The following is an 18,306-nucleotide window of genomic DNA, read 5'->3' as shown; positions in this document are numbered from 1 at the left end:
TCCCAGCCCGGTCGACCGCGGTAAACCCGGCTCGAAGATCCACGCCCTGTCCGACGCGCCGGGAGGCCGCTCGCGGTGGCTGTCTCCGCCGCCAACACCAACGACTCCTACGCACTCAAGCCACTGGTGATGGCGATTCCCGCCGTCCGCTCCCGCCGTGGTCCGCGACGCAGCAAGCCGGCCAAGCTGCACGCCGACAAGGCCTACGACCAGCCCGACCTCCGCCGCTGGGTCCGAGACCACGGCATCAAGGTCCGCATCGCCCGCAAGGGCATCGAATCCAAGGACAAGCTCGGCAAACACCGCTGGGTGATCGAACGAACCATGGCCTGGTTCACCGGATACCGGCGCCTCACCCTGCGCTAGGAACGCAAAGCCGAACACTTCCTCGCCTTCCTCATCCTCGGAGCCAGCCTCACCTGCTACAAGAAACTCCGAAAACTAGCCACATGAGACACGCTCTAAGGGGGGCGTCCCCATTCCAGTCTATCGATGCTGGGCCCTGAAAAACTGCTCGGAATGAATCTGTGGACAACTCGGTCGCAAGCGGGCCCACTGTGGACAACCTCGGGTACAAGCGGGACTACTGTGGACAACTTCGGTCGCAGGGGAATCCCCTGTGGACAACTTCCGTCGTGAGCAAGATTCCTGTGGACAACCTCGGCCCCACACCAAGACCCTTGTGGACAACTCCCATTCCGAACTGCGGCACTCCCGGACGGCGGAGAAACGCAGGCACCAGTCCACAAGCGACACTCGCGCATGACTCGGCTCGTTTCGGCCACCGTCCCTGCGGGTGCGACGCTGAGCGCGGGATCAGTCGCAGCGCGTCGGTTCTGACTCCTGCCCAGACCGCCACCCGCGGCCCGCGAGCTAGGCGAGAGGCCGGTCCGCATCCCGCTCCAGCCACGCGACGATGTGCGCCACGTAGCTGTCGGCGTTGGTCAAGGGCCGGCCGTTGAGTACGGCCACCAAGTGCTCGACGCCGAACACCGCGTCCCAGACCCGGGCGCGCCGGTAGGTCTCGCGGTCGACGGCTCCGCGGACGTTCTGCCAGCCGTGCCAGGCCATGCAGGCGGCGTCGATCGCCGGGTCGAACGGCATGGCCAGGTCCCAGTCCAGGACACCGGCCAGCTTGCCGTCCTCGGTCCAGTGGACGTTCTCGCCGCCCAGGTCGGCGTGCACGAGCGAGTCCGCGACCGGTTCGAGGACCAACGCCCGGTCGAGGCGCCGGCGGCCTTCGTCGCGCCACTTCCCGGGGAGTCGGGGGATGACATCTTGGGCCAGGACGTCCGCCCAACACCGCCCGCCCTCGCTCGGGGCGGCCAGCGCCGCTCTCAGCTCGGGAGTGAGCGGCAGTTCCCGCAAAGCGCCGAGAAGCTCACCGATCTTCGCTGGATCTCCCTGCCCCTCCGGCAGTCCGGCGCCGTCGATCCAGGAGACGGCCACGGCCGCGCGATCGCCGAACATCGCCACCGGCGTCAGCGGTTCCGGGACCGCGAACGGCAGCCCGGCGCTTGCGATCACCCGCAGCAGCTCCATTCGGCGCGGCAAAGCCTCCGCAGCCGCCGGGCGCCGGCTGATCCGCACAGCGGCGACGCCGGGAAGCAGAACGACGTGATGGATGTTGCCGTGGCCGGCCAGGCGCGCCGGGCCGACGGCGACGCCCGGCAGGAGCGTCTCGACGATCTCCAGCAGATCGGCAGGCACCTGGTCGTTCACCCTGAGCCTCTTCCTTCGGCATCTCATTCGACGGCAGCAACTCTTGACGGAAGCACCGAATTCTCCCTGGTCCTTGACACCAGCTCCCCCTGGGCGTGTAATCGATGCCGCGACATACATGTCACGACATCAAAACTGGAGGCCAAGTGCGCAGAGCCGAGCAGCTCCGCTACCTCATCCTCGCGGCGCAGCGCGAGGGCAACCGCCGGCTGACCGGGCGACTGGGGGAGATCGGGGTGACGCCGGCGCAGTCGGAGGTGTTGCGGATCCTCGCGGGGCACGGGCCGATGGCGTTGCGGGAGCTCGGGGAGATGCTCGTGTGCGACACCGGAGCGAGTCCGAGCCGGATCGTGGACCGGCTGGTGGGGGCGGGGCTCGTGGAGCGGAGCGCGAGTGAGCAGGATCGGCGGCAGGTGCGGTTGGCGCTCACGCAAGACGGGCGCGCCAAGGCCGAGCGTGTCGCCGAGATCGAGGATCAGCTGTACGACCAGCTCGACAGGGCGGCCAAAGGAACTGACGTCGAGGCCTTTCTCGAGTTCCTCACCAAGTTCACCCACGAATCACCGGCAGGGCGAGCGTTCGCGAATCGCGTTGCTGCCGAAGGAAGGCGGAAGAAATGACGTTCGAGTTGACCCTGACAATCGACGCGCCACCCGAAGAGGTATTCGAGTTCGTCGCTGATTTCACGACCATGCCGCAGTGGTATTCGGCTGTGCAGCGGGTCGACCGGCTGGGAAAGGACACCGGGGTCGGCACTCGCTACGAGGTCCACCGGAACCTGCCCGGAGGACCCGCCCGAAACGAGGTGGCCATCACCGACCTCACCCCGGAAAGAGCCGTCACGTTCACCTCACTCAGCGGCCCGACACCGTTCGTCTACCGCTATAAAATCGAGCCGGAACAAGGCAAAACCCAGCTCACCCTGGAAGGCACCATCAGCGCAGCCGGGCTCCCCGGACCCGCCGCGCTCCTCGGGCCCCTGGCCGAAAAGCTGTTCAAACGCGGCATGCAGGACAACCTCGGCACCCTCGCCGAAATCCTGCAAAAATAACCTCGCCGAGATCTACCCGCTGGAGGTGCTGGGGCTGGACCACGCGGGCTTCCGGCGGATCGCAACGCCGTTGCAGCAGGCCGTGAAGGACAACGGCCTCTGGGCCGCGCACCTGGGGCCCGAGCTGGGCGCGCACGAACTCCCGCGCCCAGTCCAGCTTCGCCGCGAACTCCGGTTCCGTGGACAAGTCCCAGGTCATCTGCCGCCCTTCCGGTTCGCCGTACGACCCTCACGCTAGGAAGGGCGTCCCGGGCGAACCAGCCACGCGGTGGCGGGCCTTTGTGGATTTCCACAGCTGCTGCTCCACCCGGCGCAACCGGACGTCACCCGGCGGTGGCCGGCACCCGACTGTGGAGTGACTCGTCCCGGCGAGCGGGACATCGCGACCTTAATGTCTGCGGCCATGATCCCCGCACAACTTCGCCCCTCGCCCGCGCTGGACACCGTCGCCGCCGCGCTCCTCGACCTCCGGTCCGGCCGGCCGGTGATCGTTGTCGACGACGAGGATCGCGAGAACGAGGGCGACCTCGTCATGGCGGCCGAACACGCCACTTCCCAGGCCCTCGCGTTCTACCTGCGCCACACCAGCGGCCTGATCTGCGCGCCGATGCCTCCGGAGCTCGCCGACCGGCTGCTGCTGCCGCCGATGGTGCAGGTCAACGAAGACCCGGCGGGCACGGCCTACACCGTGTCGGTCGACGCCGCCGCCGGGATCGAGTCCGGCATCTCCGCGGCCGACCGCGCGCACACCCTGCGTCTGCTCGCCGACCCCACCACCACGCCCGGCGCGCTGTGCCGGCCGGGGCACGTGTTCCCCCTGCGCGCGCGGGCCGGTGGCCTCGCCGAGCGCCGCGGCCACACCGAGGCGTCCGTCGAGCTGATGCGGCTGGCCGGGCTCGCGCCGGTGGCCGTGATCAGCGAGGTCTGCAACGACGACGGCAGCGTCGCCCGCCTGCCCCAGCTGCGCGCGCTCGCCGACCGGCTGTGGCTCAAGGTCACGTCGATCGAGCAGATCCGCGTCTTCGCACCCCAGCCCGCGGCGGCCCGGTGACGCTCTCTGCCACGGTCTTCGACCTCGACGAGACCCTCGTCGACAGCGCCACCACGTGGAACCGGGTCTTCGCCGCGGTGGCCACCCGCCACGGCGAGCCGTGGACCCCCGCCGACTGGGCCGCGATCCAGGGCAAGAGCACCGCGCATTGGGGCGCGCACCTGGCTTCGCGCTGTCCTGGCCTCACGCCGGAGTCGGCCGTCGCCGAATGCGTCGACGGCATGATCGCGGCTGTTCGGCGCGGCGAGTTCGGCCTGGTCCCCGGCGCCGCCGATCTGGTCGCCACGGCGGTCGAGCTGGGCCCGGTCGCCCTGGTCTCCGCCTCGCCGCGCCCCTACGTCGAGGCCGCGATCACCACGTTCGGCCTCCCCTTCCGCACCACCGTGACCGGCGACGACGTCGCCCACGGCAAACCGGCGCCCGACCCGTACCTGCTCGCCGCGCAGCGCCTCGGGCTGGCCCCGGCGCGGTGCCTCGCCGTCGAGGACTCGAGCTCCGGCATCCGCTCGGCCCACGCGGCGGGCATGACCGTGCTCGCCGTCCCCAACCCGGCGGCCGCGCGCGACTTCGCGGCGCTCGGCCTCGCCGAGCACCAAGCCACCGACGCGTCCGTGGCGGCGAAGATCGTGGACGGGCTGCTCAGTCGTCGATGACGAACCACTGCCCGCCGCGGTACTCCATGGTGGCGTCGCCGATGTCGCTGTCGCTGAACTTGACGGCGGCGCGGATGGCGGTGGCCGGGATTTGGACCTTCGTCGAGCTCGTTTCGGTGACCCGGCCGGGGTCGATGGTGGCGCCGCGGAGTGCGGCCTTCTGCTGGGCGGAGATCATCTGGAACGTGATCGGGAACGTCTGCTCACACGGGCCCCAGCCCTCGTCCTCGGCTTTTTTGGCGGCCGGGCCCGCGATTTCGCAGGAGGTGGCGAGATCTTCCTTGCCGACGGCGTGCAGGAAGGCCTCGTAGCGCGTGATCGCGCCCGCGGTGGACTTCTCCGAACCGGACTGGGTCGAGCCGGCCTGCGTCGAGGTCGCTGAGGTCGAAGTGGCCGGCTGCGTCGGAGTCGACGGCGGCGCAGACGAGGCGGCCGCGGACGGTGCCGCCGGGTTGGCCGGCGAAGCCGGTGCCGCCGAGCCGCCGACGCTGCTGGAGCATCCGGCGATCAGCAGGGCAGCACCCGTGGTCAGCACGACTAGCGCACGAACGGACATGGAGCACCTTTCCCCTCAGTGAGAACCTCCGGAGAGTAAGCGACAGACCGGCGCCCGTGGGGCGGAACCGGAAAGCCCGACGAATCGTCACACGGAGGCGGGTTTCACCGGGAGATCTTCGCTGATACAGCCCGCCGAACAGGAAATAGTGACACATTCGTGTGAACTGCCACATTGCACGCACCCGCTCGGTTAAGGTGCGGCGGTCGAAGCAGTGGACCTTGGGGGAAGGCAGGCGCTCATGCGACGAACTCTGGTCATCGTGGCGTGTTCGGTAGCGGCGATCACGGTCGCCGGCTGCGGCGGCGGCACGAAGGACGGCATCGCGGTGCCGTCCGGATCAGCACCGGCCGGGCAGCACCCGGCGTCCACCGAGCCCGCGGCCAAGACCGCCGACCCACCGACCGCGTTCGACGCCGCCGCCGGCGTCGGCCTGCCCGCCGAAGCCCTGCGCGCCAACGTTGCCGGCAACGTCGTGTCGACGTTCACGACCTTGCGCGACCGCACCGCCTACGTCATCACGCAGACCGCACTGAACGCGGTCGACGTGCTCACCGGCCGGCAGAGGTGGAGCGTCCCGGTCGTGGGCAAGCCCGGCGACCCGTACAACCAGAGCACGCCGTTCGTGAACGAGACCGGACCGCGCCCACCGGCGGTCGGCGACAAGCTCGCGGTCGGCGCCGTCCCGATCCTCATGCCGGAGCAAGGCACCACGCCGTCGTACATCACGTTGTCGGTGGTCGCGGCGGACAAAGAAACCGGCGCCAAGGCGTGGCAGGCGGACATCAAGGTCTCCGACGACCAGTACGCCGACGCCGGCAACGCTGTCACCCAGGTCGTCGCCGTCACCGACAAGGCCGTCGTCGCGAGCTACAGCCAGGACGAGAACCACATCACCGCCGCGCTCGACCCGGCCACGGGCAAGACCCTGTGGCAGCGCAAGGACTACGTGGCCGGCAGCCTCCACGGCGACGTCCTCGTCGGCACCGACTTCAACGTGGCCGAGAACGACTCGATGACCCAGGCCACCGCGCTCGACCTGGTCACCGGGCAGCAGAAGTGGATCGGTGCGCGCGAGTCCTACGGGCTCACGATGGTCCAGGCGGATCCGGCGCTCGTCGTGGCCAACCGCACCGATTACGGCTCCGGGCAGTCGTACCTGCTGTTCCTCGACCCCGCCACCGGCGCCGAGAAGGCCAAGATCGAAGGCGCACACGGCTTCGGCTCCCAGGCCTACGGCGACTGCCGCTACGACCAGCAGTCCGTGCTGACGTGCGAGGAAGACGGCGTGCTCACCGGCTACGACGCCAAGACCGCCGCCAAGCTGTGGAGCCTGCCGGACCAGGCCGCCAACCGCGTGGCGCCGAGCGTCACCGTCGCCTGGCACGGCGCCCTGTACGGCAAAACCCAAGGCGGGCAGCCGATCGTGCTGGACGCCAAGACCGGCAAGGACCTGTCCACCGACCACGTCGGTGCCGCGCCCGTGCTGGTCAGCGCGTACGCCGGCATCGCCGCCGACCAGGACGGCGCACCCAAGGCGTACCCGGTGAAGAAGTGAGCTGACCGCCTAGCTGTTGCCGGCCAACAGGTTGGTGGCAGTCGGCTGTCGGGTGATTGTCCGCCGAGTGCGCTGTGGCGGCGTTGAGTGTTGTAGTGCTCGAGCCAGGAGCCAAGGGCTGCGGTTCGGTCGGTGTTGCCGGTGAAGACGTGCCGGTAGGCCCATTCGGTTTGGAGACTCCGATTGAGGCGCTCGACTTTCCCGTTCTGCCAAGGGCAGTGGGGTTTGATGAACTTCTGTCGGATGCCGTGGCCGGCGAAGTGGGTGATCGCCCGGGCGAGGAACGCAGCGCAGGTGGGGCCTTTCTCGTCGGGGAGGATCTCGGAGTCGGCCGGTGTTGCCGGCAAACAGGTTGACCCCGCAACGCCGACTCCGTGCCTTACGCCTGGGTGAGTGCGTAGAGGAGGTGGCGGAGCGCGTCCGCGTCCTCGTGGCCTTCGCGCCAGATGAGTCGCAACTGCAGCGGAGGTGCGTGCACGTCGAGCTTTGCGAGCCGTCGTGAGCCGAAGTCAGTGCGGACTGCGAACTCGGGCAGTAGCGCGATCCCGCGACCGGCGGCGACCCACTCACGGACCTGCGCAAGTCCGCCGACGGCGGTCAGATCGAGGTCGGGGCCGAGCCATCGCTTGGTGGCCATCCAGAACGAGCAGCGGGCTTCCCTGCCGATCAGACCTCCTGTCTGCTGGATCTCCTGCATCGTCACCGGATGCCCGAGGAGTGGATGATCTGGTGGGACCACCACAACCATGGGGACCTCACGGACGTCGAGATACTCGAGGACTGAGGCAGGTCGGGCGAACCCGAGATCCCCAACGTGTTCGCCGGCATCGAGGAGTACCGCGACGTCGATCTCGTCGCGATCGAGCGCGTCGAGGAGCCGAGCGCGGTCGGGATCCGGCCGTAGGTGCACATGGAGGCCCGGCCGCACCCGGCGAAGGTCGCCCAGGACAGCGGGTAGGAGTTCGTCCGCGATCGAGGCTTGGGCTCCCACGGTGAGTCCTGGAGCGGCATGAAGTTGCTCGGCCGCGACATCGAGCGCCTCAAGCGCTTCGCCTGCGCGGATGAGATAGGCACGGCCGGCTTTGGTCGTATGCATGCCGGTCCGATCGCGGGTGAACAACGGGGCCCCGAGCTCGCCTTCGAGCCGGCGTATCCGATCAGAGATCGAGGACGGCGCAAGGCCCAGGGCTGCTGCCGTCTGGTTGACCGTTCGATGCTGGACCAGCGCGAGCGCCGTGCGCAGTTGGTCGAAGTCCACACGCTCACTCTAGGCGGGTGTTCGGATATTCCGAATGCCGATGCGGTGGCGGCGGTCGAACCGAACCCTGCGAAAGCGGACTCTCCTCCCTCGACGAATCATTCCCGCCGAGCCAAGGAGATCCATGCCAGAAGCATCAGCCAAGTCCGCCAGGCGCCGGCAGCGTCGGCCAATACCGCAGCTCGTGGGCATCTCGCTGGCTTACTTCATGGTGCTGCTGGACACCACGGTGCTTGCCGTGGCCGAGCCCAGCATCATGGCCTCACTGCACATCGACGTCGTTGGCGTTGGGTGGGCAACCACGATCTACACGATGGCGCTGGCGTCCGCCTTGGTCTTCGGCGGCAGCCTGGCCGACCGCTGGGGGGCCCACCGAATCTTCATGGGCGGTGTATTGGGCTTCGGCGCGGCGTCCTTGGGCTGCGCGCTCGCGCCCACGCTGTCGGTTCTCCTGGTGTTCCGGGCCATGTTGGGGCTGTTCGCCGCAGCCATCATCCCGAGCTCACTGAGTCTGATCGCCAGCCTGTATGTCGACCCGGTGCGCCGCGGGAGCGCCATCAGCACGTGGGCCGCGATCAGCGGCGTAGCGATGGCTGCCGGGCCCGTGCTGGGCGGGTGGCTCATCGCCGTCGATGGTTGGCGGGCAGTCTTCGTGATCAACGCTCCGATGGCCCTTGTCGTCTTGGCGCTCTGCCGGACGTCCATCGCGCACACGCGGCACGCACGCGCGATCTCCTGGCTACCGCACCTCGGCCTGGCAGCGACGTTGGCCACCGCAACGCTCTCATTCACCCAGGCAGGGCAACGCTCCTGGCTTCTGGCCGCGGTATTCGGTCTCATCGCCGTGGGACTTGCGTATGGCACGACTGTGGTAGATCGAACATCGCCCGCACCGCTGGTCCCGGCGGCACTGCGCGGTAATCGTCCGGTGTGGACGGCCTTCGGATGGGGCGCCGCGGTCAACTACGCCCTGACCACGGTGATCTTCTCTATCCCGCTCCTCCTGCACACGAGCGCAGAGGCGGCCGGAGCAACGCTGCTGCCGATGACCTTGCTGGTCGCCCTGAACCCGCTGCTCACCGGGCGCATCGTCGCCGCCTACGGACCCCTACTGCCGATCCGGATGGGCTTTGTCGCCTTCCCAGCGGGGCTGTGTCTAGTCGCGGTTGCAACGGCGGTCCAGCATCAACCGGTCGTCCTCGCCCTCGGTCTCTTGCTATCCGGGCTCGGACTGTCCTGGACACTGCCCGCCTTGGTCGGCTTCGCTGTCAACCACGCCGCCCCCGAAGCCGCCGGCTCAATCGGCGGCATCCTCAACTCCACCCGACAAGTCGGCGCCACCATCGCCGCCGCCCTCGCTAGCGCCATGCTGACTCAGCACCACAGCAACACCGCCGCGGCCCTGCCGTTCCTGATCGCGGCGGCAGTCTGCGCGCTCGGCCTCCTCACCGCCACGACGCAGCGCGTTGCCCGTACAAGAGCGCCGTCCGTCGTCCGGACGAACGCAGCGGACAACCAGACCTGACCCACGCCAACGCACCTTTGTCCGCTGAAGGCCACCGGCGGCTCGTCGTCACCCACGAACTCGCCACCGACGGAGTCGTCATCTCCCAACGAAGCGGCACTTGTTCAGCCCGAGTGCCGCAGGGTGGCGTGTGACAGTTCGCGAAGGCGTCAGCGAGGTCCTGGCCTCCTACCCCTGGTCCTCGGGTGCCAGCTGCAGCAGTTCCCTTGCCAGAGCGTCGTTCTGGCGGAACATGATCGCGTTCGTCCGGGGGCGCGTGAACGCACCCGGCGAGCGGATGCTCGTGTGCACGCCCATCGCGAAGCGGCGTGGGTGCGCGGTGCCGGCGGCGTCGAGCAGGCGGGAGTCCGTGATGCGCGTGGCGATCCGGCCCGAAGGCTGGTCGTCGCCGAGGGCGTCGGGGACGGTTTCCTCGGTCAGGGTCCCGGCGTCGCGCATCTGGCGCAGCAGCGTGTCGAACACGCGCGGCACGCTCGCTTCCGGCAGCCTCGCCTCGATCAGCGTCCGGGCGCGCACCACGTCGGGAAAGCTCGAACTCGACGCGGCGAATTCGCCGGTGTTTTCATCCGCCGTCACCAGCAAATCCGCGCCCAGGAACGAAACCAACCCGGCGTCGGCGAGCGCCAGCAGTTCCTCCAGCCGACGCGGCGGCGGCCCGCTCGCGTAGGAGGAAAAGAATCCGCGGAACCACCCGTCCATATCGGCGACCTGCGACGCCGCCGAAAGCCGGCCGGTCATCAACAACGCCGGCAGCTGCCCGACCACGGACAACAACGCCATGAACGCACCGAGATCGGCACTGAACCGCTGGTCCGCGCGCCGCGCGAGGTCGGCTTCCACGTACTCCCGGACGGCCTTCCCGAATTCCTCCGCGGACTCGAAGTGCTCGCCGCCGAATGGCCGGTCGAGCCGTTCCAGATCAAGCCGATCCTCTTCGGCAGGAACCGCGGCGACGACCAGGGCGTCCATTTCGGACGTTCCCCACGACAGATCCGCGAACCGGTCCGCGAAAACCGCGAAATCCATCAGCACGCGATCCGGGTGTCCGGTGAAGAGCTCCGTGTAATACGCCCACGCCAGTTCCTTCGCGATCAACGGCCACACGTCCGCGCGGAAATCGATCGGCCCCGGCCGGGCGCACAGCGCCTCGATCGCGTAGGAATCGAAGAACCTGGGCAGCTGCAACGGTTTCCCGCGCAAGCGGTAGCCCGTCTTCGCGTGGTAGGGCACCCCGCGCCGCGAGCCGACGTGCAGCACCGGCTCGGCGCCGCTCGGGTGGTAGCGCAGGCCGCCGCCGGGCAGGTCCTCGAAGCGGCCGCCGCGGCCCTCCGTGAGCAGGAGCATGAGGTCGACGAACGCGAGCCCGAAGCCGCGCACCAGCACGGGCTCGCCGGCCGGCACGCCCGAGTAGTCGACGTCGGCGGTGTAGCCCGCCGGGTAGTACGCCACGTCGTGCCGCTCGGCGAAGGCCGCCAGCGCGCTCTCGCCCTCGTCCGGCGTCGCGTCGAGGTGACCGACGGTCAGGAGCACGGCGTCGGCCGTCAGCTCGGAGCCATCGGCCAGGCGCACGCGCTGCGGCGGCCCGTCCTCGATCGCAACGGCCGAGCTCGCGTGCTCCACCACCTCGATCCCCTGGGGCAGCTCGGCGAGCACCTTCTCGTAGAACCAGCGCAGGTACAGGCTCTGCAGCCGCCGCGTCGGGAAGTCCGTGCTGGCGAGCGCGTCGAACTCCGCACGCAGGTCATCGGGTACGGGAAAGGACAAGGAGCCCGAACGCACCTCGCGCGCCCATTCGATGAGCGACGGCCCGGGCGCGACCGGTCCCGCCATGCGCACCGAGTCGTCCGTGTACATCGTGACGTCCTCGGGCATGGAGTTCATGCGCAGCAGCGGCGACTGCTCGTAGCGCCACACGCGGCCCGGTCCCACGGGAAACGGGTCGATCAGGTGCACCACGAACCGCCGGTCGCCGAGCAGTTCGGGCGCGTTGGCGGCGAGCCGCTCCAGGACGCCGACCCCGCGAGGTCCGGCACCCACGACGGCGAGCGTGAACGTCGGGTGATCGGCCACGGACTCGAAGCTACGCCGCAAGATGCCCACGAAGTGGCGCTCCCACAGTGCGGACACCGGTGCAACTGCACTACGTAGCGCGGCATCCGGACGAGTGTGGCGCAGGCCACAGCACGCTACCCTCGTGATCTTGCCGGTGCTCGACGCTATGGTCTGGACACTCGGAGAACTGTCCGTGACCCGTTGGATACCGGCGAAAGAACCTAGAGATTCACCAACAGTCACGGGACACTGACCTTGGCAACTCACGTTTTGTGATTGGCTCGTGACCACGAGGTCCTAAGGTCACCGCCTGATCACCGTGCGGAACCGTCCGCACACGAATGTCGGGGAGAAGCACGCATGACGGCAGCACCGGGACGGGTGACGTTCCGCGAGGTCTTCGGGGTCGCCGAGTTCCGCGCGATGTGGTTCGGCGAGCTGCTGTCGATCGCCGGCGACCAGCTGGCCCGCGTCGCGCTGTCCGTGCTCGTCTACGCCACCACGCAGTCGGCCACGCTCACCGGCCTCACCTACGCGCTGACGTTCTTCCCGTCCCTGCTCGGCGGCATCTTCCTCACCGGCATCGCCGACCGCTTCTCCCGGCGCACGGTGATGGTGGTGGTCGACTCCGCGCGGGCCGCGCTGATCCTGCTGGTGGCCATCCCCGGGCTGCCGTTCTGGGTCCTGTGCGTGCTCGTCGGCTGCGTCTCGCTGCTGAACCCACCGTTCAAGGCGTCCCAGCTGGCTCTCCTGCCGCAGGTGCTCGAAGGCGACCGGTTCGTGGTCGGCATGGGCATCCGCAGCATGACGGTGCAGTCGGCGCAGCTGCTCGGCTTCGCGGGCGGTGGCGCGCTGCTCCTGGCGCTCGACCCGCGCCTGGCGCTGGTCCTCGACGCCGGCACGTTCGTGCTCTCGGCCCTGTTCATCCGCTTCGGCGTGAAGGCGCGCCCGGCGGCCGCGACCGGGGAGAAGCGCAAGCCGTTCCTCGCGTCGCTGAGCGCGGGCGGCAAGGTCGGCTTCGCGACCTCGGCGCTGCGGTCGCTGATGCTGTTCACCTGGCTGGCCGGCCTGATGCCCGTGTACGAGGGCATCGCGGCGCCGTACGTCGCGTCGTCCGGCGGCGGCCCCGAGGTGATCGGCCTGCTGCTGGCCGCCGACCCGGTGGGCAGCGTGATCTTCACGTTCATCTACACGCGCTGGGTGCCCGCCGAGGTGCGGCCGAAGCTGATCGGGCCGATGACGGCGCTCGCCGCGATCCCGCTCCTGCTCTGCTTCCTGCAGCCGGGGCCGGTCGCGTCGATCATCCTGTTCGTGATCTCCGGCGGGTTCGGCACGATCGCACTGCTTCAGGCCACCGCCTCGCTGACCGTCGCGGTGCCGGACGAGACCCGGGCGCAGACGATGGGCCTGTCCAACACGGGCCTGACGACCACGATGGGCGTGGTTCCCCTGATCGGCGGAGTGATCGCCGACCACCTGACCGCCCAGACGACTGTCGGGATCTTCGGGTTGGTCGGACTCTTGATTACGATTCCGCTAACGATCATGTGGCAGCGGACGTTCTCCGGCCGGACGAGCGAAGGCACGGCGAAGGAAGCCACACGCGCCGAGCATGCCTGACATGCTCGGCGCGTGGGCTCTGACCTGCGCGACCTTGCGGTGCTGCTACGCGGTCACTGATCCTTGCTGCGCATAGCTGGTCACCCTTCATCCGGCGTGTTCGGGAAAAAGGTACACACCTAAGGCCCTTGTGGACAGGCGGCAAACGGCCCGAAACTGTGCGTGAGGAGATTGTCACCGGACACTCGCGCAAGGGTTTGGGGGAAAAATGGTCACATCGGGGGAACGGTCTAGGCAGGGCGCGGTCGCTGCGATCAAGGGGTGGGCGCTGTGGTCGCGGCCGCGGCGCTGGATCGCCGTCACGCTCACGAGCATGGCCGTCGCCGTGGTTCTGGCGGTCGTGAGCAGCCTGCTGGTCACGGTCACCGCAGGTCAGCTGGAGCTGTTCGCGCTGATCACCGGCCTGGCCGTGGCCCAGACCGAGATCACCCGGCAGATCGAACGCCAGCGCCGGATGCTCAGCCGGGGCCCGCACATCAACGTGACCTCCGTGTGGCTGCTGCCCGCCGCGCTGCTGGTGCCGCCGCAGCTCGTGGCCGCGCTGGCCGTTCTGCTCTACGGCTACCTTGCGCTCCGCAGCTGGCATGGCACCCGTCCGGGTGAGGCCCACCGCGTCGCGGCGAACGCGACGACGATGATCCTGTCCGGTTTCGGCGCCGCGCTCGGCGGTCACCTCGCGGGCAGCCACGGTGTCGCGATGGTCGCCGCCGCGGCGCTCGGCTACTTCGTCGTGAACACCGCGCTCACCGGTCTCGGCCTCTACCTCGCCGACCCGGCGGAGGCGACCCCCGCGTCCTGCTTCGGCACGATGGACGACAACCTCCTCGAGGCGTCGATCCTGTGCGTCGGCGGTCTGCTGACCATGGTGCTCACCAGCGAGCCGCTGCTGTCGGTGCTGGTGATCCTGCCCCTGTACGTGCTGCAGCGCTCGGTGCTGATCAAGCGCCTGGAAGAGCTCGCGACCACGGACCAGAAGACGCAGCTGCTCAACGCCACCACCTGGCAGGACGGCGCGCAGCGCGAGATCTCCCGCGCCGAGCGCGAGAACGGCAGCTTCGGCGCGCTGATGATCGACCTCGACCACTTCAAGTCGATCAACGACACCTTCGGCCACCTCGCGGGCGACGACGTGCTCAAGGCTGTCGCCGCCGTCGTCAAGCAGGAGACCCGCGCCCACGACCTGGTCGGCCGCTTCGGCGGCGAGGAGTTCGTGGCGCTGCTGCCCTCGACGTCGAAGGAAGACGCGATCGTGACGGCGGAGCGCATCCGCCAGCGCATCAGCGAGCTCGTGATCCCGACGCACACCAACGAAGGCGCGGCCGTCGAGATCTCCCAGCGCACGGCGTCGATCGGCGTCGCGTCGTTCCCCGTGGACGGCACGAGCGTCGACGAGGTCATGGCTTCCGCCGACGCCGCCGTGTACGCGGCGAAGCACGGCGGCCGCAACCGGGTGATCGGCGCGGTTTCCTCGCCGGTCCGGGAGCTCGCGGCGGTCGCGTAGGTTCCGCGCGGGGGTCCGGCCGGCTTCCTCCCCCGAGCTTCGGCCGGACCTACCGCAGCCGTTCGATCACGTCCGCCGCCTGGGTCTGCAGCCTCAGCACCCCACCGACGGTGAACTCCGTGAGCAGGTCCACCAACGCGTCCTGGGCCGGCGGGTCACCTTCCCAGGACACTTGGACCAACGCTTCGGTCATCGCGAAGTACAAGGTCACCAGCGCTTTGTCGGCCCGCCCCGAGTCCACGCCGTACGCCGCCCACCGCTTGCGGCTCGCCTCCGCGTAGATCACGGCCAGGCGCTCCCGCAGCCTGGTCAGCGCCGGATTCCCCGCGCGCTCGGCCTCTCTGAGGACGGGGAACGAGTGCGGGTCCTCCTCGACGAACCGGAACATGTTCGCGTAGTTCGCGCGCGCCCACGCCCGCAGATCCGGCTCCGACGCATCCCTCGCCGGCGCCCCGATCGCCTCGAACGCCCTCTCCTCGGCATCGGCGACCACCGCGGCGAACAGGTTCTTCCGCTCCCCGAACTGCTCGTAGACGGACTGCCGCGACACCCCCGCGGCCCGCGCGATCTCCTCGATCGTCGCCGCCTCGAACCCATGCCGCGCCACGGCCTCCGTGGCCGCCCGCACGACCCTGCCGCGCTGCTCCGCCACGGGCAACTTCCGCGGCCTCCCACGCGGCACGGGGCTCGACATCAGCGGAGGTGGCGAACGAACGCCTGCCAAGCCGAGGCGGGATAACTGTGACCAGGCAGCGTCGGCGCTTTCGAATCACGCACGAGAACGGCGGCGCGATCGAGCGCGACTTCGACGCAGGCGCCTTCCTTGTCGCTGTAGCTACTCTTGCGCCACCTGGTCTCCGCCACGTTCCTCGATCTCCTCCGCAAGCCGAGTAGCCAGCGCGGCGGAATCGGCCGCGTCGAGTGCGACCTTGCGGATCCCCTCGATAGCCGCGCGGTACTGCCGCACATCGTAGTCATCGGCCACGAAGGCACCTGAGCTCAAATGCTCGAAGTAGACCACCGGTCGCGAGTCGCGGATGTTGTAGAGGATGAACCGCCCCGCGAGACCGGGGTGCCAGCCGATGCCCGAGGGCACCACTCGGATGGTGATCGTCGGCCGCGCGGACAAACTCGCGAGCGATCGCAGCTGCCCGGCCATGGTGGCCGCAGTGCCGAGCGTGTCCCGCAGAGCGGCTTCGCCGACCAGAGCCTCGAACGGCAGCGGGTCGACGCCGACAATGAGCTTCCGCCGCTCCAGCCGCACCGCAATACGCCGCTCGACCTCGGCGGCCGCCAGCCCGGTCGACTCGAGCAGCGCCCGCGCGTAGTCAGCGGTCTGGAGAAGTCCCGGAATACCGAGCGGCGACCACTCGACCATCGCCTTCGCGGCTTGCTCGCACGCCACCAGGCAATGCAGTTGGTTCGGCGTTCCGGGGCGGCCGTAGGCGATCCATCCTTCTTCGGCGGATCCGTGGGCCAAGTTGAGAATGCGTTGTTTCTCGTCGCCGACCACGCCGAGCGCTCCCAGCACCCCGGACACGTCTTCGGCTGTCGGCACCCGCGATCCCAGCTCCCAATGCACCACCAGCGACGGGCTCACCCCGATCCGGCGGGCCAGCTCACGAACGCCGTAGTGCGCACCGACCCGCGCCGCGCGAAGGGATGCACCCAGGGTGCGGATCCTCGGCGTGAGCATCGCGGTGGTTTTCATTCACCGAAAGTAAAGTGTCCACAACTGGGGACACCCAGGTTCACACCGGAGATCACCCGAAGGAATCCGCAGCGAGGGCGAGGAAGGCCGAGCACGAGTTCCCGGTGTCCGGCGGGCTCCGTCCCGCTTCGATCACCTGCGCTGAGCAAGGCCGAACCCGAAAGCGGAAGGCCCCCACCCAGGTCGAGATGGGGGCCGACCGCCGCGTTGCTTACTTCAGGCCCGTCGCCTCGCCCGCGGCCGGGTCGGAGTCGTTGAGGAAGGTCTTCACGCGGTCGTACTCGTCGGTCTCGCCGATGCGGCCGGCGGCGATGCCGAGGGCGGCCAAGGCGCGCAGGAAGCCCTGGTTGGGGCGGTGCGACCACGGCACCGGGCCGAAGCCCTTCCAGCCGGCGCGGCGAAGCTGGTCGAGGCCGCGGTGGTAGCCCGTGCGGGCGTAGGCGTAGGCCGCGACGGTCTCGCCGTCCGACAGGGCCTGCTCGGCGAGGGCGGCCCACGCGGCGCTGAAGTCGGGGTGTTCGGCGGCGACGGCCGACGGGTCGGTGCCCGCATCCAGGGCGGCCTGGGCGGCCGTGTGCTCGGGCAGCAGCGTCGGCTCGGGGCCAAGGAGGTTGTGCGTCATGCCGACATTCTGCCGCGCGCTCAGAGGAACAGGCTCGTCAGCACGCCTCCGCCGGCCAGCACGAGGGCGGCGACGACGACAGCGGCGACAACTCGTTTCGGCATCATGGCGCGACACCCTGCCGTGAAAAAGACCGCCGAGGCAAATCCGCCACCCGTAGGGGTGAACCCCGGTTTTCGCGCGGTTTGCCACCTTCCGCACCACCGCTGCCCGCGCGCCGGGAATGATGACGACCATGACGCAGGTAGACGTGATCCCGCGGAGCCCGGTCGGGAAGACCCGGCTGTTCTTCCAGCGGCACTGGCACCGCGGGGCGGCCGGCCGGCCGACGCCCGCGTGGGTGCTGCGGTTCTGCTACGGGATGTGGCTGGCGGCCTTCGCGTTCAAGCTCGTGGGCTCGTCGTGGGACATGTCGTGGCACTTCAAGTGGCTGCGCGACGACCTGGCGCCCCCGCACCTGATCAACACCGTCGGCACGGTGATCATCATCGTGCTCGTCGCGATCCACAGCTACACCGGCCTGGGCTGCGACAAACCGTCACTGCGGCTGATGCAGACGGGGCTCGTGGTGTTCCTCGTCGCGGCGCCGTTGGACGTGATCAACCACCGTGTGAACGGCCTCGACCTCACCGCGTGGAGCCCGTCGCACATGATGCTGTACCTCGGCACGGGCATCATGCAGGCCGGCGTCCTGCTCGGCTGGGTGCGCCTCGCGCCGCCCGGCCGCTTCCGGACGGGCGTGCTGCTGGCGCTGTGGGCGTTCTTCCTGGAGAACACGTTCTTCCCCAACGGCCAGCAGGAGTACGGCATCCTCGGCCTGCGCGCGTGGGAGCGCGGGGCGCCGGAAGCGGAGCCGTCGCTGTTGAGCTTCGCCGCGAACCAGATCGGGCATCCGGTGGACCGGACGGCGATCCTGCACTTCACGATGCCGATTCCGGAGTGGGTTTATCCGCTGTGGGGGATCGCGGTGACGGCGCTGATCCTGGCTCTGGCGCGCCACACCCTGGGGTTCCGGTGGGCGGGGCTGTCCGTGGCCGGCGCTTACGTGGCCTACCGGTGCGTGATGTGGCCGCTGCTGCTGGGGCTGGGTTTTCCGGTGTCGACTGTGCCGTTCTACCTGCTGGCCGTCGGGTTGGCGGTGGATCTGGCGTTCGCGATCGGCGCCGGCCATCGCGTCGCGACGGCAGCGATCGGGGCGCTGCTGGTGGCGGCGTTCGGGTACGGGGCGCTGTGGGTGCAGTCGCAGTTCCGGGTGTGGTTCCTCGGTGACGCGCACACGGAGTCGGCGCCGCCGGTGGCGTACTGGACGGTGGCGGTGGCGCTCGTCGGCGTCTTCGTCCTGTGGGCGGGCGCCGGACCGGTCACGCGCCGCTGGACCACGCGGCGGAAGGTGACCCCGGAGAACCTGGCCGTCTAACCAGGGCAA

General features: G+C 69.2%; 17 protein-coding genes and 2 pseudogenes. 10 read left to right on the top strand and 9 right to left on the bottom strand.

Annotation, left to right across the window (positions count from 1 at the left end; all coding sequences use genetic code 11):
• A pseudogene (locus tag AB0K15_RS24560) lies at nt 1-453 on the top strand (IS5 family transposase); the annotation flags it as partial.
• Between the two features lie 420 nt (nt 454-873).
• Here AB0K15_RS24560 and AB0K15_RS24555 read toward each other — a convergent pair.
• Nucleotides 874-1,722: a phosphotransferase gene (locus AB0K15_RS24555; RefSeq protein WP_364054651.1), complete on the bottom strand. Its 849-nt coding sequence runs from the start codon at nt 1,720-1,722 to the stop codon at nt 874-876.
• 146 nt (nt 1,723-1,868) lie between these two features.
• Here AB0K15_RS24555 and AB0K15_RS24550 point away from each other — a divergent pair, with 146 nt between their 5' ends.
• The 4 genes from AB0K15_RS24550 to AB0K15_RS24535 all read left to right on the top strand — a co-directional run bounded on the left by AB0K15_RS24550 (nt 1,869) and on the right by AB0K15_RS24535 (nt 4,477).
• Entirely contained in the window at nt 1,869-2,342 is a 474-nt protein-coding gene (locus tag AB0K15_RS24550) for a MarR family transcriptional regulator (RefSeq protein ID WP_364054648.1), read from the top strand.
• Nucleotides 2,339-2,773 carry an SRPBCC family protein gene (locus AB0K15_RS24545; RefSeq protein WP_364054645.1) on the top strand — a complete coding sequence of 145 codons (435 nt, stop codon included), beginning with the start codon at nt 2,339-2,341 and terminating at the stop codon, nt 2,771-2,773. Before AB0K15_RS24550 ends, AB0K15_RS24545 begins: the two co-directional genes overlap by 4 nt.
• A gap of 403 nt (nt 2,774-3,176) precedes the next feature.
• Nucleotides 3,177-3,824, top strand: coding sequence for a 3,4-dihydroxy-2-butanone-4-phosphate synthase (ribB, locus tag AB0K15_RS24540; protein ID WP_364054642.1), 648 nt, complete (start codon nt 3,177-3,179; stop codon nt 3,822-3,824).
• Nucleotides 3,821-4,477, top strand: a complete 657-nt coding sequence (locus tag AB0K15_RS24535) for an HAD family phosphatase (protein ID WP_364054639.1) — start codon at nt 3,821-3,823, stop codon at nt 4,475-4,477. Before ribB ends, AB0K15_RS24535 begins: the two co-directional genes overlap by 4 nt.
• Here AB0K15_RS24535 and AB0K15_RS24530 read toward each other — a convergent pair.
• Nucleotides 4,464-5,033, bottom strand: a complete 570-nt coding sequence (locus AB0K15_RS24530; RefSeq protein WP_364054636.1) for a hypothetical protein — start codon at nt 5,031-5,033, stop codon at nt 4,464-4,466. The two genes, AB0K15_RS24535 and AB0K15_RS24530, sit on opposite strands and share 14 nt — an antisense overlap.
• A gap of 241 nt (nt 5,034-5,274) precedes the next feature.
• Here AB0K15_RS24530 and AB0K15_RS24525 point away from each other — a divergent pair, with 241 nt between their 5' ends.
• Nucleotides 5,275-6,591 carry a PQQ-binding-like beta-propeller repeat protein gene (locus AB0K15_RS24525; protein WP_364054633.1) on the top strand — a complete coding sequence of 439 codons (1,317 nt, stop codon included), beginning with the start codon at nt 5,275-5,277 and terminating at the stop codon, nt 6,589-6,591.
• Nucleotides 6,592-6,614: 23 nt separating this feature from the next.
• Here AB0K15_RS24525 and AB0K15_RS24520 read toward each other — a convergent pair.
• Both AB0K15_RS24520 and AB0K15_RS24515 read right to left on the bottom strand, forming a co-directional pair.
• Nucleotides 6,615-6,923: pseudogene (locus AB0K15_RS24520) on the bottom strand (integrase core domain-containing protein); the annotation flags it as partial.
• 47 nt (nt 6,924-6,970) lie between these two features.
• Nucleotides 6,971-7,849: a LysR family transcriptional regulator gene (locus tag AB0K15_RS24515; protein ID WP_364054630.1), complete on the bottom strand. Its 879-nt coding sequence runs from the start codon at nt 7,847-7,849 to the stop codon at nt 6,971-6,973.
• 184 nt (nt 7,850-8,033) lie between these two features.
• Here AB0K15_RS24515 and AB0K15_RS24510 point away from each other — a divergent pair, with 184 nt between their 5' ends.
• Complete coding sequence (locus AB0K15_RS24510; RefSeq protein ID WP_364054627.1) at nt 8,034-9,374, top strand: MFS transporter; 1,341 nt, start codon at nt 8,034-8,036, stop codon at nt 9,372-9,374.
• A gap of 168 nt (nt 9,375-9,542) precedes the next feature.
• Here the strand turns inward: AB0K15_RS24510 and AB0K15_RS24505 are convergent, their stop codons facing one another.
• Nucleotides 9,543-11,444 carry an FAD/NAD(P)-binding protein gene (locus AB0K15_RS24505; protein ID WP_364054696.1) on the bottom strand — a complete coding sequence of 634 codons (1,902 nt, stop codon included), beginning with the start codon at nt 11,442-11,444 and terminating at the stop codon, nt 9,543-9,545.
• Nucleotides 11,445-11,786: 342 nt separating this feature from the next.
• Here AB0K15_RS24505 and AB0K15_RS24500 point away from each other — a divergent pair, with 342 nt between their 5' ends.
• Entirely contained in the window at nt 11,787-13,046 is a 1,260-nt protein-coding gene (locus tag AB0K15_RS24500; protein WP_364054624.1) for an MFS transporter, read from the top strand.
• A 208-nt stretch (nt 13,047-13,254) separates the two neighbouring features.
• Nucleotides 13,255-14,547: a GGDEF domain-containing protein gene (locus AB0K15_RS24495; RefSeq protein ID WP_364054621.1), complete on the top strand. Its 1,293-nt coding sequence runs from the start codon at nt 13,255-13,257 to the stop codon at nt 14,545-14,547.
• A gap of 49 nt (nt 14,548-14,596) precedes the next feature.
• Here AB0K15_RS24495 and AB0K15_RS24490 read toward each other — a convergent pair whose 3' ends face one another.
• From AB0K15_RS24490 to AB0K15_RS24475, 4 genes are all read right to left on the bottom strand, one after another.
• Nucleotides 14,597-15,241 (bottom strand): TetR/AcrR family transcriptional regulator, encoded by a 645-nt coding sequence (locus AB0K15_RS24490; RefSeq protein WP_364054618.1) that lies wholly within the window; start codon nt 15,239-15,241, stop codon nt 14,597-14,599.
• Nucleotides 15,241-15,411: a DUF397 domain-containing protein gene (locus AB0K15_RS24485; RefSeq protein WP_364054615.1), complete on the bottom strand. Its 171-nt coding sequence runs from the start codon at nt 15,409-15,411 to the stop codon at nt 15,241-15,243. The genes AB0K15_RS24490 and AB0K15_RS24485 overlap by 1 nt, the downstream gene beginning before the upstream one ends.
• Nucleotides 15,383-16,258, bottom strand: coding sequence for a helix-turn-helix transcriptional regulator (locus tag AB0K15_RS24480; RefSeq protein WP_364054612.1), 876 nt, complete (start codon nt 16,256-16,258; stop codon nt 15,383-15,385). Before AB0K15_RS24480 ends, AB0K15_RS24485 begins: the two co-directional genes overlap by 29 nt.
• A 211-nt stretch (nt 16,259-16,469) precedes the next feature.
• Nucleotides 16,470-16,880, bottom strand: a complete 411-nt coding sequence (locus AB0K15_RS24475) for a DUF3151 domain-containing protein (RefSeq protein ID WP_364054609.1) — start codon at nt 16,878-16,880, stop codon at nt 16,470-16,472.
• A gap of 223 nt (nt 16,881-17,103) precedes the next feature.
• On the opposite strand from AB0K15_RS24475, the gene AB0K15_RS24470 reads away from it, so the two are divergent.
• Nucleotides 17,104-18,297 (top strand): hypothetical protein, encoded by a 1,194-nt coding sequence (locus AB0K15_RS24470; protein ID WP_364054606.1) that lies wholly within the window; start codon nt 17,104-17,106, stop codon nt 18,295-18,297.
• The last annotated feature ends 9 nt before the right edge of the window (nt 18,298-18,306 follow it).

The organism is Amycolatopsis sp. NPDC049253, assembly GCF_040678995.1.
GTDB lineage: Bacteria > Actinomycetota > Actinomycetes > Mycobacteriales > Pseudonocardiaceae > Amycolatopsis.
The sequence above is the reverse complement of the archived record's forward strand: the minus strand, read 5'-3'. Positions and strand labels throughout refer to the sequence as shown.

What these genes read in the sequence shown, in the direction of transcription:
- AB0K15_RS24545 (WP_364054645.1), top strand. Translation starts at nt 2,339, where the DNA reads ATGACGTTCGAGTTGACCCTGACAATCGACGCGCCACCCGAAGAGGTA.
- ribB (WP_364054642.1), top strand. Translation starts at nt 3,177, where the DNA reads ATGATCCCCGCACAACTTCGCCCCTCGCCCGCGCTGGACACCGTCGCC.
- AB0K15_RS24530 (WP_364054636.1), bottom strand. Translation starts at nt 5,033, where the DNA reads ATGTCCGTTCGTGCGCTAGTCGTGCTGACCACGGGTGCTGCCCTGCTG.
- AB0K15_RS24525 (WP_364054633.1), top strand. Translation starts at nt 5,275, where the DNA reads ATGCGACGAACTCTGGTCATCGTGGCGTGTTCGGTAGCGGCGATCACG.
- AB0K15_RS24500 (WP_364054624.1), top strand. Translation starts at nt 11,787, where the DNA reads ATGACGGCAGCACCGGGACGGGTGACGTTCCGCGAGGTCTTCGGGGTC.
- AB0K15_RS24495 (WP_364054621.1), top strand. Translation starts at nt 13,255, where the DNA reads ATGGTCACATCGGGGGAACGGTCTAGGCAGGGCGCGGTCGCTGCGATC.
- AB0K15_RS24490 (WP_364054618.1), bottom strand. Translation starts at nt 15,241, where the DNA reads ATGTCGAGCCCCGTGCCGCGTGGGAGGCCGCGGAAGTTGCCCGTGGCG.
- AB0K15_RS24480 (WP_364054612.1), bottom strand. Translation starts at nt 16,258, where the DNA reads ATGAAAACCACCGCGATGCTCACGCCGAGGATCCGCACCCTGGGTGCA.
- AB0K15_RS24475 (WP_364054609.1), bottom strand. Translation starts at nt 16,880, where the DNA reads ATGACGCACAACCTCCTTGGCCCCGAGCCGACGCTGCTGCCCGAGCAC.
- AB0K15_RS24470 (WP_364054606.1), top strand. Translation starts at nt 17,104, where the DNA reads ATGATGACGACCATGACGCAGGTAGACGTGATCCCGCGGAGCCCGGTC.